The organism is Psychrobacter sp. Sarcosine-3u-12 (genome assembly GCF_002836005.1).
GTDB lineage: Bacteria > Pseudomonadota > Gammaproteobacteria > Pseudomonadales > Moraxellaceae > Psychrobacter > Psychrobacter okhotskensis.
Map to the genome: position 1 here is coordinate 1 of NZ_PJBY01000104.1, position 13759 is coordinate 13759.

The window sequence follows — 13759 nt, forward strand, 5'->3', positions numbered from 1 at the left end:
CAAACGCGTTCAGAGATTACTCAACAGGCATGGTCATCGCTTGTTATTTCTACCGCCTTATAGTCCCGATTTAAACCCTATTGAGAAAAAATGGGCACAGGCGAAGTTTTTGCGACAAGGGTGGATGGAGAATAATTTACCTAAGCTGTTTCATGATATGGGTTGTACCAATTTTATTCTGGATTGACTATATCAACAATCACTGGACGACCCTGATGATTTAGGACAGTGACATCGACGTTATATAAATCTTTCATCGTCTCTTTAGTAATAACATCAGCAGGGCGACCAACAGCGGTCACTTCTCCTGCTTTCATCGTAACCACTGTATCAGCAAACTGTGCTGCTTGGTTGATATCATGCAGGACTATTACCACGGTTTTTTGCTGGCTATGACTCAACTCGCGCAGCTCACGCATCAAGCGACCAGCGTGGTACATATCCAGATTATTCAGCGGCTCATCAAGCAAGAGATATGGCGTATCTTGGCAGACAATCATCGCAATCAGCACGCGTTGCCGTTGCCCACCAGACAATGTTGACAAGAAGCGCTCGGCTAATGGCTCCAGTTCAAAGCGTTCAAGGATTTCCTGTACTTTTTGCTGATCGTCAGCAGTTGGTTGTCCTTGATGATAGGGATAACGACCAAACATCAGTAGCTCATGTACGCGCAGGCGTCCTTGTACATGATTGTCTTGCCCAAGCATCGCGACAGTCTTTGCCAGTGTCCGTGCCTGACAGCTGACAATATCACGCTCTTCATTATCTACAGCGAAGCTCACCTGCCCAGATTGTAGCGGCTGCAAACGGGCCATGACAGAAAACAACGTAGACTTTCCAGCACCGTTAGGCCCAATCAAAGCAATTACCTGCGCCGTTGGTAGGGACAACGTAATGTCATGCAAGATTTGTTGTTTGCCAATATGGTGAGAGATATTATTTAGTTTAATCATAGTCAGTCTTATTTAAAAAAGTCTTAGGGTTTTCTCTATCAACAGCATCAGCTAAATAAACAATGTCGGCTAAGTAGTTATAACGAACGACGTTGAGACATAAATATCAATGCTAAGAACATCAATCCGCCTGCTAGCTCTATCACCACTGACAATACGCCTGCCATATCTAACACTTGCTCAAAGATAGTCTGACCCAGCACTAAGCAAATCATAGCAACCAAGCTGACCAATATCAGCCGCTCAGTGTGATACATATGTCGCGCGATACGATTGGTCAATGCGCAAACCAATAAACCAAAGAAAGTCACTGGACCGACCAGTGCAGTGGCCGTGGCAACCAATACAGCGATGACAGTTAATAGACCAAATGCCAGACGTTGATAGTTGATACCAAGGTTGACGGCCTGTGCTTGTCCGAGCATCAATACATCGCACTGATAACGCCAGCGCCACACAAATATCGCAGTGATGGCACAGATAAATAAGCTGATACCTAGTAGCTGAGGGTTGACCGTATTGAACTGCGCGTAGCTGGCAGACTGTACGACCACAAAATCATCAGGGTTAATCAACCGTGCAATGAGTGCTGATAAGCTGCGAAACAACACGCCAAAGATAACGCCCACCAATATTAGCCGTGTCAGATCCTGACTGCTTTTAGAAAATAATAACTTAAACAATAATAAAGATGCCCCAAACATCAGGACAATCTCTAACGTGAACTTGGCAATAGGATCGAGACTGGTAAAGCTAATCGCACCTAAAAAGAAAACCAGTAAGCTCTGCAACAGAACATAGAGTGAGTCAAACCCAAGTAGGGAGGGCGTTAGAATTGGATTGTGAGTCAACGTCTGAAACAGTAGCGTCGACACGCCAATCGCATAGCCAACCACCATTAGTGCCAACAGTTTTTTGCCGCGTAATGGTAGTGCAAAGTCCCAATAGCCATTGACATTGAGTGTCATAAACAAGGTCATCGAGATAAGTAGAATAATAGCTGCTATGGATTTTGGATGGGCAGCTATCCATGCCCAAAGCTTTGCCAAATGACCTTGTGCAGCGGCTGAATACTGACCATCTGCTGAAGATGAATTATTTACCGCTGTGCTGGTTCTGGTAGCATCAGTCTTGGTGGAAGTAAGCTTAGTTGATGAGAACATACAAAAATCCTATGGTGCCAAGCTTATCTAATAAGGCAAAAAATGAACGACGGTAAGCGAGTGTTGAAAATTAATACATAGTTAGTGAACATGGTGCTACTGCTCAGCTGGCGCACGTAATAACAGCCATAAAAACAGCACCGTACCAACCACACCAAAAATAGTGGCGACCGGTACTTCAAATGGATAGCGAATAGAGCGCCCGATAATATCGCATAGCAGTACGGCTGAAGCACCAAGTAGGGCCACTGCTGGCAAGCTGCGACGCAACTTATCTCCCATTAGACGGCTCACAATGTTTGGTACGACCAGCCCAATAAAAGGAATCATGCCCACAGTCACGACCACGACAGCGCTCATCATGGCTACCATACCCACGCCAATCCAAGTGACTTGACGCTTACTAATACCCAAGTTTAAGGCGATATTGTCACCCAAACCAACGATGGTCAGCTTGTCAGCAATAATATAAGCCAGCACACACAGTCCACCCGTGAGCCACAACAGCTCATAGCGCCCTGCCAATACGCCCGAAAAATCCCCAAACTGCCAAACACTCAGCATCTGTAGTGATTCGGTTTGATAGGCGATAAAGGTAGTGACGGCTTCAATAATGCCGCCAAAGACAATGCCAATCAGTGGAATCATCAAAAAATCAGTGGGCGGAATGCGGTGAATGAGCAGCATAAATAGCATCATGCCAAAAACGGCAGCGATGGTTGCCACGCCCATTTTTACAATGAGCGCACTGGCAGGGAACAGCAGACTGACCACTAGCAAACCAAGTGCAGCACTCTGAGTTGCACCAACCATAGATGGCTCTACAAAGCGGTTTTTTAGTACTACTTGGATAATCATCCCAGCCACTGCCATAGCAATACCAGTCAAGATAATGGCGATGGTACGCGGTATACGGCTAACCAATAACAATGAGCTATCGGAGTTGGCACTCTGAGTCAGCAGGCTCTGCAAGATACCTGACCACGAAAAGTCAGCCACACCAATAGATAAGCTCAATAACACCAAAAGCCCCATAAGAATGAGGCTTGCTGTATTGATGAACCACGGTGGTATGACAGTACGTCGATGTAACGCATTGCCAGTACCGCTTTGCCAGCTTGACGCTGATGGAGCAGTACTGGATTTGAGCCTAGCATGAGTACGGTGTGAAAATAACGACATAATCTCTACTGGCTTAAAAATGAGCAGGGTTAACGGTAATAATTACCTACTTGAGCAATAATATTTTTTATAAGCAACGACGTTATTTAGCGTTAGTAAAAGCATCTTTGATCGTCGTTAGATCCTGCATCCACTGGTAGTAACCGCCAAATGCTAAGTAAGAGTCTGGGCTCAAATAAACCACTTGCTGCTTACTCCATGCATTGCTCTGGGCAACCAGTGGATTGTCTAATACGGCCTTGGCACCAATACCGTCTTCACCAATTGCAGCACTACGGTCGATGACAAATAACCAATCAGGATTGGCTTTTTGGATGTATTCAAACGATATCGGCTGACCATGAGGCGCATCGGCAATTTTGTCATCTGCCATTGGTACACCTAACACAGTATGGATAAAACCATAGCGAGACTTGTCACCATAGGCTGACATTTTGTTGCCATTGACCATGACGACTAGGCCAGTGCCTTTATTTTCTTTTGTTAGATTCTTGGTCTCAGTGATGAGTCCATCGATGTTCTGTTGTAGCTTAGCGGCTTGATCGCTTTTACCGAACAGTGCACCTAGATCATGCAGGCGCTGCTTGCTTGATTCGTAAATGTTAGCTGTATCAATACTCATGTCCAATGTCGGCGCGATACTTGATAGCTCGTCGTATTTTTCTGCCATGCGTGAACCGACCAAAATAGCTTGCGGTTGCATTGCATTCAACGCTTCAAGATCCGGCTCAAACACAGTACCTACCGATTTTGGATCAGGCTGTGTTTCTGAATGTAGATTCTTTAGTAATAGGCCACCAGGCATACCATCGACCGCCACATCTAGCGCGGCCAAGTCTTGCATCAATGTCATGTCATAAACGACAAGTGGCGATGGGTTCATGGCTAGCTCAACATCACCTTTTACAGTATTGACCATGATTTTCTCAGCAGATACAGCGTCGTTATTAGCAACGTTCTGTGATTCATCAGCCGTTGGGTTTTCAGTTTTGGCGTCTGCTGGCTCAGAGTCATTAGATTCAGGCGAGCTACATCCTGCCACTACGGTAGCTAACAATGCTGTCATGGCAGCAGTCAGTAATGGACGTTTGAAAGAAGAGGCGGTAGATCTGCTAGATAATAAGGGTGTCGGCATAATGAACTCGGTCTATAAAAAAATGTTTAAGCAATTGTCTAAAATGATTGCAAATGAATAACGCTAAAAATATTAAGTCTGAAAGATGCTTGAGATAAAAAGCATAAAATAAATAGTCTACTTAGTACCACTCACTAATTTTTTGTACGAATAATTTTTATAAAAATAGTTTGGGTAGACAGTACAGCGGTTATAATAAAGTAGTTGAGACTCATTATCAATATAAATGATAATGGTTTTTATTAACAGCACTTGTTATATTAAACGCAACGTATCATTTGATGTAAAGATAAGATTCATAGTAGTGAGGTATAAAAGTAGGTAACGTTCATAGAAATAAGCGTTCTGATAAGTAAGGCTACTAAGCAATGTCACGTGTCAGAGATGTATTAAATAGCGAAAATATTGTAAATTATTATTGATAATAATTATCGTTTGCATTATTATCTACGCCATTCTACCTCGGTTAATGAATATTAGGGTGTTATGAGTTCAACGGATTTAGACGCGCCACCACTTAAATTGATACTCACGGCTATTATGATAGTTGTGGGTCTGCATGTGTTGACGGTAGTCGCCTTAGCGGCCATCAAAACGCCTGAGTTGAAAATCGATAAAAAAGAAACACCGCCTATCGAAATAGAGCTGGTTACGCCACCACCTGTTGAGGTTGAAGAGATAAAGGTGGAAGAGGAAAAACCTGAACCAGTTAGGAAGCTTGATACTAAGCCTAAAGCGAAGCCAGTTACTGCGCCTAGTACTGTAAAACAGACTAAAACTCCCAAAGATTCAAGTAACAAAAAATCACCAGCGCCATCACCTAGCAATAATAATCCAACTGATGAGCTTCCATCTGAAAGTATAAATAATAAACCTGCTGATAATGAGAAGCCAAATCTGGGAGGAGTGGTAGATAATAGTACGACTACTGTTATCAAAGTAAACAAGCCTACTGCTCAAAAACCTACAATTGATACTAGTACAAACAGTAACCAAGGTGTAAACAAGCCAAGTAGTGTTGGGGATGGCTCAAAGAATACTGGAGGCGGTAATGAAGGTGGTAATCAACAAGAAACACAATCACCTGTGGATACAGGTCCAGTAAGTTTCGGCGCTAGTGAAGCCAGCTGGCGAAGTGGGCCTCAACTTGGTTTCCTCGCGAATGAAAGAAGCCTTAAAAAGAAAGGAAGTATATCAGTAACAGCAGCAATCACAGTGGATGAAAAAGGTAATATTACGAAAGTATCTATCTCTCCAAGTACAGGTATCAGCAGCGTAGATAATAAAATTATAAGAGCTATAAAGAAAGCTAAACTGACCCCATTTATACGCAATGGGGTAGCGGTGAGAGGTAGGGTGTCTGTGCCTGTTAGTTACGTAATATCTTGAATATATTGATTATTTACATCTAACGTTATAAAAATAATGATCGATATCTTAAGCCATAATACAAAAGACGAAGGAGTCTGACATGGACTTTATGCAATACTGGCAAATCAGCGACATGGTGACAAAAACGTTGTTCTTTTTGTTGCTTGCGTTATCTATTCTCTCTTGGGTGACAGGTATCGTCCGCGTATTGCAAAGCCGTAAGCTGGCGACCAATGTAGCAGATGATTTGAGTCAGCAGATGCAAGATAAAGGCTCGGATCTAATAGACTCTGATGCAGCCACGCGCCGTTTGGTCACTGAGCAGACTTTGCTTAAGCACATCGGCCGTTATCGGTTTGCCAGTGAACGTGGGTTGCCTATCCTCGGTACGACAGCGGCAATCGCGCCATTTATCGGTTTATTTGGCACGGTATGGGGTATTTTTCATGCGCTACATAACATTGGCACCAGTGGACAGGCAGGCTTGGGAGAGGTGGCAGGACCAGTCGGCGAGGCACTTATCATGACAGGGCTTGGTATCGCGGTCGCCATTCCAGCTGTCGTTTTTTACAACCTTGCCGTACGTATCAATCGCCGCATAATGTATCAAGCCAACGATAGAGCGCATGATTTATTGGCGCAATCAACGGGTCTTGTGGATACTACCAAGGTAACCGCGAGCCATGCTGCTAGCGCCTCACAAGTGCACGCTGCACCAAGCAGTCGTTCAACGACGAGCGAGACTCAGCATACCAATAACTACAGTAATTCTGTGCCAAAGCAGCTATAGATAGTGTTGATCTTGCAAGCATTAAATCTGCCAGCGCTAGGTCTGTAAAGGCTCAAACGACAGGTCAAAAAACGGCTTGGCTGTGTGAAAATAACCAAAAGCATTGAGAGTAACTATGGCATTTCAATTGGGTGATGATGACGTACGAAGCATGGATGAGATGAACCTCATTCCGCTGATCGATATCATGCTGGTATTGATGATTATATTTTTATTGACAGCGACCGTGCTGAATCCGACGGTGCCTTTAGATTTGCCAGAGACTAGTGCCGCGCTAAATGAAACGCCGCCAGAAGCGATCCAAGTCAGCATTGATAAGGACGCGGGAATATTCTGGGATAGCGACCCAATCAGCATGGAAGAGTTAGAGACACGCTTGCAGCAACAAGGCGCGACTGGTAAGAATCCAGCAGTACAGTTACGTGCAGATAAAGAAGGCAAGTACGATACGGTTGCTCAAGTTTTGGCAGCGGCAAGTAACGCTGGACTGACCAAAATCGCATTTGTGAATGAGTAGCTTAGTAGCTAAATACTGAATAACTTAAGCATTGAATAGTTTAAGCACTGTGAGTTAGTACTAGTAGCTTTAACTTTATATGAGAAAACTGGCTAGATAAATCAATAGCCCAACCAGCAAGACAACCAACACCGCTATAATAAAAACAATTAAAATAATAAAATTTTCTCCAACCTCATTAACTACTTAAACCTCAAATTAAGTCGTTAGTGAGGTTTTCTTTTTTTACCAGCCGTAGCCAAATGGACGATAGCCGTAACCAAAACCTGCATGTCTGTAGCCAAATGGGTAAGGTGAGCGTAAGTAGTCGAGATCGCGTTGACGGATATAGTAGTAGCGCCCTTGAGAGTAAGCTTCTTCTAACTTCTCAATACCTTCTAACGGACAGACAGGTTGCCAGTCATAGCCTTCGCGACCGAGCTTATAAGCGTTAAGCTCGGTACAGTAGTTTTTGAGGCCTTGTTGACGGCCTTGCTCCCATTGGATACGGTTAGGGCTAGCACCGCCGACACTAGCGCAGCTATTGGTATAGTGACCGAAGTAGGCACCTGAACGTCCTTGCGAGCCATCAGCATAGCCGACTTCTTGCCAGTTACTGCTTTGACACTGCTGCGGCGTTAGGCTCTGAGTCGTGGCACAGCCCGATAATGTCAGTACGACCGCGCCAAGTAGGGATAGACTCATGCCTGTTTTGCTCGAGACTTTACTTGTCAGCTTGCGAGCGTGATAAGCGCCCGATGAGTTTGACTCAATAAGATAATTCATAATAAACCTGCGCGCGTTTAAAATTATGGTTTATCATAGCACTTTTTACCGTGTACAACTTTTTGTATCTTGTTATTAAACTTATTTTTTACGTACTAACTGATTGATATGGCAGTATAAATAGTAGGTTTGTCAAATAAGGGGACTTTGCCAAGCAAGTGGCTATCAGCTGATTATCAACGCAGCGCTCTATCAACCCTGCTTGATTTTTTATGGTTCGTGCTCATTATAAGGACTGGTATGACAAACCACTGTCCATCCAGTTACTCGCTAATAGTTTTTTGCTCAATCGCGGCGCTAGTGTCGTCTCAGCCGCATTTTAATTCAGCTAAAAGGTCAGATTGTTATGGGAATATGGATTGCGATCGCCATTGTACTATTCGTATTAGGGAGTATGATGGCGCTCAAACCGAGCGGTATCGATCAGCGCTTGGATCATTTGCGCATGACCGCCCGTCGCTTACAGTTGAATCCAAAACTGGTGGCTTGTCCCGATTGGATCAGGGGCAAGGACAATGAGTATGGTCGCGGGATGCTTGGGCAGTATGGGCTGGTGCTAGACAATGTCAAATTGCCGCTGACGCGCTATCAGGTCCTCGATGGCTACTGGCGACCAGATAGCAATGCAAACAGCAACGTAAATAATGTGCCTCCTCAAGCCAATCCCCAAGCCAATTTTAGCTTGGATAAAGTGCCATTGGCATTGCCCGCCAGTATTGAGCCATTTGTAAAAGCCTTATTAATTAAGTCAAATAGCATTGTTATTTATTGGGAAGATATCGCCTATGTGCGCCCAGTGACCAACCCTCATTATCAACAAAAAATGATTGAGTCAGACTTATTAGTACTGAAGACACAGCTCGAAGCGTGGGCATTACAGATGCAAAAAAAGCGCCAGAGCTAGTAAATCGTTTTTTAGTCTCCATTAATGGGCAATAAGCAAGCAGTTTTGCGGTGCCCCAATTATTTACAGTTGACAGTTCAGCGCCTAGCAGTGTAACGTCTTTGTACCTTTATTGCTGTTTTATGACTCGTATCGGCGTCGTTGCTTGCTTTATACCCTTTTATATCAGCAGCTATTATTACAATAAATCGCTGAGCTATGATGATCAGCTTCCATAAATTGCCGTGCTGCTGAATTTAACCTTACTTTTAAACTACTTATATTATGGTGTCGTCAAATATGGCAAAAACCACAACTAAAAAAAGTCCAGCTGCGGCTGCTGACAAAACTAAAGACAGTCCAAAGGGCAAGTCTTTGGTGATTGTCGAGTCACCAGCCAAGGCAAAAACGATCAATAAATACCTCGGTAATGACTTCGTCGTTCGCTCGAGTATTGGACATATACGCGATTTACCCGTTGGTGCGAGTAAAAGCGCGAAGAAGCCAGCGACCAGTAAAAAAGATGACAGTCTGAGCAAAGAAGAAAAAGCGCAGCAAGCACTAGTCAGACGGATGGGTGTCGACCCTGAGCATGACTGGGCGGCAGTCTATGAAGTATTGCCAAACAAAACCAAGGTCATCAAAGAGCTCAAAGCCTTAGCTAAAGACGCTGACAAAATCTATCTCGCAACGGATATGGATAGAGAAGGGGAAGCCATCGCTTGGCATCTCAAAGAAGTCATCGGTGGCGCAGATAGTAAATATGAGCGCGTGGTCTTTAACGAGATTACCAAAACCGCTATTCAAAACGCCTTTAAGCAACCATCAAAGCTCGATATTGACCGTGTTAACGCCCAACAAGCACGGCGCTTTTTAGACCGTGTCGTTGGCTTTATGGTATCGCCACTACTCTGGCAAAAGGTTGCTCGCGGTCTTTCTGCAGGTCGTGTCCAGTCGGTCGCTATGCGCTTGGTGGTCGAGCGTGAGCATGAAATTCGTGCCTTTATTCCAGAAGAATACTGGCAAATTCATGCTGATACTCACGTTGCTAGCAGTAAAAAAGACGCTGAGCAAATTGCCATTCGTTTAGAAGCAACCAAGCAAGGTGGCAAAACGCTAAAGCTTGTCAATAAAGAGCAGACGGATAAAGTCTTAGAAGTGCTTAACGCCAACGACTTTATCGTCAAAGAGCGTGAAGAGAAACCAACGCAATCACGCCCGAGTGCGCCGTTTATTACGTCAACATTGCAACAAGCAGCCAGCACGCGACTGGGTTTTTCAGTTAAGAAAACCATGATTTTGGCACAGCGTTTATACGAAGCCGGTCATATTACTTATATGCGTACCGACTCGACATTCTTGTCGGGTGATGCATTGGCGGCGGTACGTGGCTATATCGAAGACAGCTATGGCAATAAATACGTGCCAGAAAAGCCAAACTTTTACGGTAATAAACAAGGCGCACAAGAGGCGCATGAAGCGATTCGTCCGTCTAACGTCAATATGAAATCAACCCAGCTAAAAGGGGTTGAGCGTGATGCCATCCGTCTATATGAGCTGATTTGGCGTCAGTTTGTGGCCTGCCAGATGCTCCCTGCAAAATACCTGTCAGTGAATCTATTCGTCGCTGCCAATGATGTTGAGCTAAAAGCCCGCGGTCGTACATTGGTGTTTGATGGCTTTACTAAAGTCATGCCACCAGCGAAAACCGACGATACTTTGCTTCCAGATGTCAAAAAAGGCGACAAATTAACGCTCGATAAGCTTGATCCGAGTCAACACTTTACCAAGCCACCACCGCGTTATACCGAGGCAAGCTTGGTCAAAGAGCTTGAGAAAAAAGGTATCGGTCGTCCATCGACTTATGCATCTATCATCTCGACCATTCAAGATCGCGGTTATGTAAAGCTTGAAAATAAGCGTTTATTTGCCGAAAAAATGGGTGATATCGTCACCGACAGACTGACCGCAAGTTTTCCGGATTTGATGGATTATACTTTTACTGCTGCGCTTGAAGACAAGCTCGATCATGTCGCAGAAGGCGATACAAATTGGAAAGATGTCCTCGATAACTTTTATGGCGACTTCAAAACCACGCTTGATCGCGCCAAAGAAAAAGATGGCATGCGGCCCAATGATCCGACCGATGTGCCAGATGTCCATTGTGATATTTGTGGTCGTCCAATGCAGCTGCGTACTGGCTCAACGGGTGTGTTCTTAGGTTGTACGGGCTATAACTTACCGCCAAAAGAGCGCTGTAAAGGCACCAAGAACTTAATGCCAGTCGAAGCGTTTGCTAATCTTGATGATGCTGAAGGTGATGACGAAGCAGCTGAAGTTAAAGATTTGATGGAAAAGAAACGTTGCCCAAAAGATGGTACCGCGATGAACGGGTATATCGTTGATGGCGGTCTCAAGCTACATATCTGTGGTAACAATCCCGATTGCGACGGTTATATCTTAGAAGAAGGCAAGTTTGAAGTACCGGGTTCAGATGCCCCAACCATTGACTGTAATAAATGTGATGGGCAGATGGAGCTAAAAACCGGACGTTTTGGTCCTTACTTTGCTTGTCAGAAATGTGACAATACTCGTAAAGTGCTCAAAACTGGCGAAGCTGCACCGCCGCGTATGGATCCTATTCATCTACCAGAGCTAAAATCAACCAAGCACGATGATTACTTTATCTTGCGTGAAGGGGCGGCTGGGATGTTCTTAGCAGCCTCTAAGTTCCCGAAAGTACGCGAAACACGTCCGCCAAAGCTTGCGGAGCTACGCGAAATCAAAGATAAGATGGAAGATAAGTTCCAGTATCTGTTTGCAGGTCCAGACGAAGACCCTGATGGCAATCCAACCATTTTGCGCTGGTCACGTAAGAAAAAAGAGCAGTATATCGGCTCTGAGAAAAACGGTAAGGCCACGCGTTGGGGTGTGTACTGGCGCAAAGGTGAATGGGTAGAAGAGTAAATTTCTTTAACCACTTTATCTCGAAGCCATATCTTTAAACCATAAAAAAACCTCTTAGATTATCTAAGAGGTTTTTTTACTATCAGTTTTTATGCTATTAAACGTATTAAACTTTAAAGGTTAATAGTTTAGTTAAAAACTATTAGATCTTTTCAATGATACCGCAAGCAACGCGATCGCCTGCATTACCAGCTGGTTGGCTAGTATAGTCATCTACGCCGCCATGAACGATAAAGGCTAGGCGGTTGACACTATATTTACCGGCATCAGCAGCAGATATTTTCTTGTTTACAAAGTTGATAGTAGCAACACCATCTGCGTTAGCGGTTAAGTTCGGCAAGTCGCCCGCATGACCATTCATATCATCAGGGTTAGAGTGCGGTTTGTTATCTGGGTTGAAGTGACCACCTGCCGCTTTACCCATATTACCGCAGCTACCTGTTTCATGAATATGCAATGATACCGTCTTACCTGGCTGCAAGTTCATCAGTTTACCGTAGACTTGTACGCCACCATCTACTGGGCGTAGGAATACTTGACCCACTTCACTATTGTTACCAGCGACTGCATTGATCGTCGATTTTAGCGCAGGTTGGTTAAGTGGATTACCGGTTTGCATCTGACCTTCTACCGTTTGGCAACCAGTCATCGCTAAAGCTGAACCACATAATAGCGCGCTTGCAAGAATTACTTTTTTCATCGTTTTCTCCGTTTATCTAAATAGTTGTTTCAAGTCTTTATATTTATAATCGTTACTGGCTTCGTTGCAACATTCGTTTATGTCGCAATCAGTATAACCAACGACTCGGCATAGATATTCATTAAAAGCGCAACAATCGGTTAATAAATGTAAGTATCGTATGGATTTGAAAAGGGTTTACGGTGTCTTCTTTACTTCGTTTTGCCATACTAAGGTTTCGCCTGATTCTAACTTTTGAGTAAGGAGATAGCTGGATTCAGAGTTATTAGAAGGATTAGATACTCTCTGCTTATCAAGATTGATCAGTGTTAACTGACTAGAGCTATAAAGCATTAGGCGGCTAAGGCTTGATTCAATATCATCAATGTCATCACCACACCCTACCATCGTTGAAGGGTTGCCACCAATTAGCAACGTTTGATTAGTAGATAAAGCATAAGACCCACCAGCCCCATTGCATCCGACAGAAAACCCAACACCTTGGCTAAAACTACTTTGCTGAGGATGGCTATAATCATGTGAACCAAGTCTGTAGTTTGCAGTAATAGGTACATCTGGACGATTAAATTTATTAATAGTTTTATTGGTATCGTCAGTTGCACTAATAAGACGCCATTGGTATCGCTCTAATAATTCATTGGTAAGCGGTATGCCCGCCACACGATATTCAGGCTTGGGCGTACCCGAAAAAATCAGTGTTTTTCCTTTATTGGTTTTTAGAGCCAGCTGTTTTAATGTCTTGTTAGAATTCTGTGTAGAATTTGGTAGTACTGGATCAAATCTGAAAGCTGTATCTGAATAGGGTATAAAAACACCATTTACGACATCTCCTGTTTTGTTTTTGATTGTGTTTTTATTACTCAAATTTTCGATAATTGAATGGTTTACTGTGGTGCAGTTATCAGATGGTTCTCTGACATCGATTTGCCCGTAAAGGTACGGTAATGGTAACCACATATCAAAAGAAACTTGGTAACGCTGACAGCCTTTTGTGAAAGTTAAAAGGCTTGGATGTACCTCCATTATCAAAGGCAGCTTTTGGTTAAAAGGCTTGATTCGACCCTTATCATTGCTGACATGGGTTAGTTGCCACTCATATTTTGTGGTGGTTTGAAACAGTCTGGATTCAAGGGTGGTCGCTGACCAGTTTTTATCGTCGATAACGGTACTGGTTTGTGCTGAATGATTGAGGCTGTTGGTTTGGCAGCCTAATAAAGCGAGGGGTAGTAATGTGCTTATTACAACTAGAGGCACCCTTAAATGATTTAACATTGTACTTTCCTAATTAATAAACATTTGTCTAAAATATAGCACAGGGTCTTAACCAAATTGT

Annotated in this window: 13 protein-coding genes; 6 read left to right on the forward strand and 7 right to left on the reverse strand. The window is 43.8% G+C overall.

Features of this window, described 5'->3' with window-relative positions:
• Positions 1 to 187: transposase (locus tag CXF65_RS10240; protein ID WP_198551997.1), on the forward strand; the 187-nt coding region annotated here is incomplete at its 5' end.
• On the opposite strand, the gene CXF65_RS10245 is transcribed toward CXF65_RS10240, so the two are convergent.
• The 4 genes from CXF65_RS10245 to CXF65_RS10260 all read right to left on the reverse strand — a co-directional run bounded on the left by CXF65_RS10245 (position 174) and on the right by CXF65_RS10260 (position 4433).
• Entirely contained in the window at positions 174 to 953 is a 780-nt protein-coding gene (locus CXF65_RS10245; protein ID WP_101211978.1) for an ABC transporter ATP-binding protein, read from the reverse strand. The two genes, CXF65_RS10240 and CXF65_RS10245, sit on opposite strands and share 14 nt — an antisense overlap.
• Positions 954 to 1030: 77 nt before the next feature.
• The gene (locus tag CXF65_RS10250) at positions 1031 to 2116 is read right to left on the reverse strand and encodes an iron chelate uptake ABC transporter family permease subunit (protein WP_101211979.1); all 1086 of its coding nucleotides are present in this window, start codon (positions 2114 to 2116) and stop codon (positions 1031 to 1033) included.
• 96 nt (positions 2117 to 2212) lie between these two features.
• The gene (locus CXF65_RS10255) at positions 2213 to 3298 is read right to left on the reverse strand and encodes an ABC transporter permease (RefSeq protein ID WP_413772503.1); all 1086 of its coding nucleotides are present in this window, start codon (positions 3296 to 3298) and stop codon (positions 2213 to 2215) included.
• Positions 3299 to 3380: 82 nt separating this feature from the next.
• Positions 3381 to 4433: a siderophore ABC transporter substrate-binding protein gene (locus CXF65_RS10260; protein WP_101211981.1), complete on the reverse strand. Its 1053-nt coding sequence runs from the start codon at positions 4431 to 4433 to the stop codon at positions 3381 to 3383.
• Between the two features lie 486 nt (positions 4434 to 4919).
• Here CXF65_RS10260 and CXF65_RS10265 point away from each other — a divergent pair, with 486 nt between their 5' ends.
• The 3 genes from CXF65_RS10265 (at position 4920) to CXF65_RS10275 (ending at position 7111) form a co-directional block, all read left to right on the forward strand.
• Positions 4920 to 5822, forward strand: a complete 903-nt coding sequence (locus CXF65_RS10265; RefSeq protein WP_101211982.1) for a TonB family protein — start codon at positions 4920 to 4922, stop codon at positions 5820 to 5822.
• Between the two features lie 82 nt (positions 5823 to 5904).
• On the forward strand, positions 5905 to 6594 hold the full coding sequence (locus CXF65_RS10270; RefSeq protein ID WP_101211983.1) for a MotA/TolQ/ExbB proton channel family protein: 690 nt from the start codon (positions 5905 to 5907) through the stop codon (positions 6592 to 6594).
• A gap of 115 nt (positions 6595 to 6709) precedes the next feature.
• Entirely contained in the window at positions 6710 to 7111 is a 402-nt protein-coding gene (locus CXF65_RS10275; protein ID WP_025651314.1) for an ExbD/TolR family protein, read from the forward strand.
• A gap of 225 nt (positions 7112 to 7336) precedes the next feature.
• On the opposite strand, the gene CXF65_RS10280 is transcribed toward CXF65_RS10275, so the two are convergent.
• Positions 7337 to 7876, reverse strand: a complete 540-nt coding sequence (locus tag CXF65_RS10280; protein WP_227523251.1) for a DUF2799 domain-containing protein — start codon at positions 7874 to 7876, stop codon at positions 7337 to 7339.
• Positions 7877 to 8222: 346 nt separating this feature from the next.
• Here CXF65_RS10280 and CXF65_RS10285 point away from each other — a divergent pair, with 346 nt between their 5' ends.
• Together CXF65_RS10285 and topA are read left to right on the forward strand one after the other, a co-directional pair.
• On the forward strand, positions 8223 to 8780 hold the full coding sequence (locus CXF65_RS10285; protein ID WP_101211984.1) for a hypothetical protein: 558 nt from the start codon (positions 8223 to 8225) through the stop codon (positions 8778 to 8780).
• A gap of 279 nt (positions 8781 to 9059) precedes the next feature.
• A complete protein-coding gene (topA, locus tag CXF65_RS10290; RefSeq protein WP_025651317.1) occupies positions 9060 to 11726 on the forward strand; it encodes a type I DNA topoisomerase in 2667 nt (888 codons plus the stop codon).
• Positions 11727 to 11868: 142 nt separating this feature from the next.
• On the opposite strand, the gene CXF65_RS10295 is transcribed toward topA, so the two are convergent.
• Both CXF65_RS10295 and CXF65_RS10300 read right to left on the reverse strand, forming a co-directional pair.
• Positions 11869 to 12426: a superoxide dismutase family protein gene (locus CXF65_RS10295; protein WP_025651318.1), complete on the reverse strand. Its 558-nt coding sequence runs from the start codon at positions 12424 to 12426 to the stop codon at positions 11869 to 11871.
• 177 nt (positions 12427 to 12603) lie between these two features.
• Positions 12604 to 13698, reverse strand: coding sequence for a hypothetical protein (locus CXF65_RS10300; protein WP_101211985.1), 1095 nt, complete (start codon positions 13696 to 13698; stop codon positions 12604 to 12606).
• Positions 13699 to 13759 lie beyond the last annotated feature (61 nt).

Bases quoted from the DNA above. Each gene is read 5' to 3' on its own strand.
- CXF65_RS10280 (WP_227523251.1), bottom strand. From the start codon at position 7,876: ATGAATTATCTTATTGAGTCAAACTCATCGGGCGCTTATCACGCTCGC.
- CXF65_RS10245 (WP_101211978.1), bottom strand. From the start codon at position 953: ATGATTAAACTAAATAATATCTCTCACCATATTGGCAAACAACAAATC.
- CXF65_RS10265 (WP_101211982.1), top strand. From the start codon at position 4,920: ATGAGTTCAACGGATTTAGACGCGCCACCACTTAAATTGATACTCACG.
- CXF65_RS10285 (WP_101211984.1), top strand. From the start codon at position 8,223: ATGGGAATATGGATTGCGATCGCCATTGTACTATTCGTATTAGGGAGT.
- CXF65_RS10270 (WP_101211983.1), top strand. From the start codon at position 5,905: ATGGACTTTATGCAATACTGGCAAATCAGCGACATGGTGACAAAAACG.
- topA (WP_025651317.1), top strand. From the start codon at position 9,060: ATGGCAAAAACCACAACTAAAAAAAGTCCAGCTGCGGCTGCTGACAAA.
- CXF65_RS10275 (WP_025651314.1), top strand. From the start codon at position 6,710: ATGGCATTTCAATTGGGTGATGATGACGTACGAAGCATGGATGAGATG.
- CXF65_RS10250 (WP_101211979.1), bottom strand. From the start codon at position 2,116: ATGTTCTCATCAACTAAGCTTACTTCCACCAAGACTGATGCTACCAGA.
- CXF65_RS10260 (WP_101211981.1), bottom strand. From the start codon at position 4,433: ATGCCGACACCCTTATTATCTAGCAGATCTACCGCCTCTTCTTTCAAA.
- CXF65_RS10300 (WP_101211985.1), bottom strand. From the start codon at position 13,698: ATGTTAAATCATTTAAGGGTGCCTCTAGTTGTAATAAGCACATTACTA.
- CXF65_RS10255 (WP_413772503.1), bottom strand. From the start codon at position 3,298: ATGTCGTTATTTTCACACCGTACTCATGCTAGGCTCAAATCCAGTACT.
- CXF65_RS10295 (WP_025651318.1), bottom strand. From the start codon at position 12,426: ATGAAAAAAGTAATTCTTGCAAGCGCGCTATTATGTGGTTCAGCTTTA.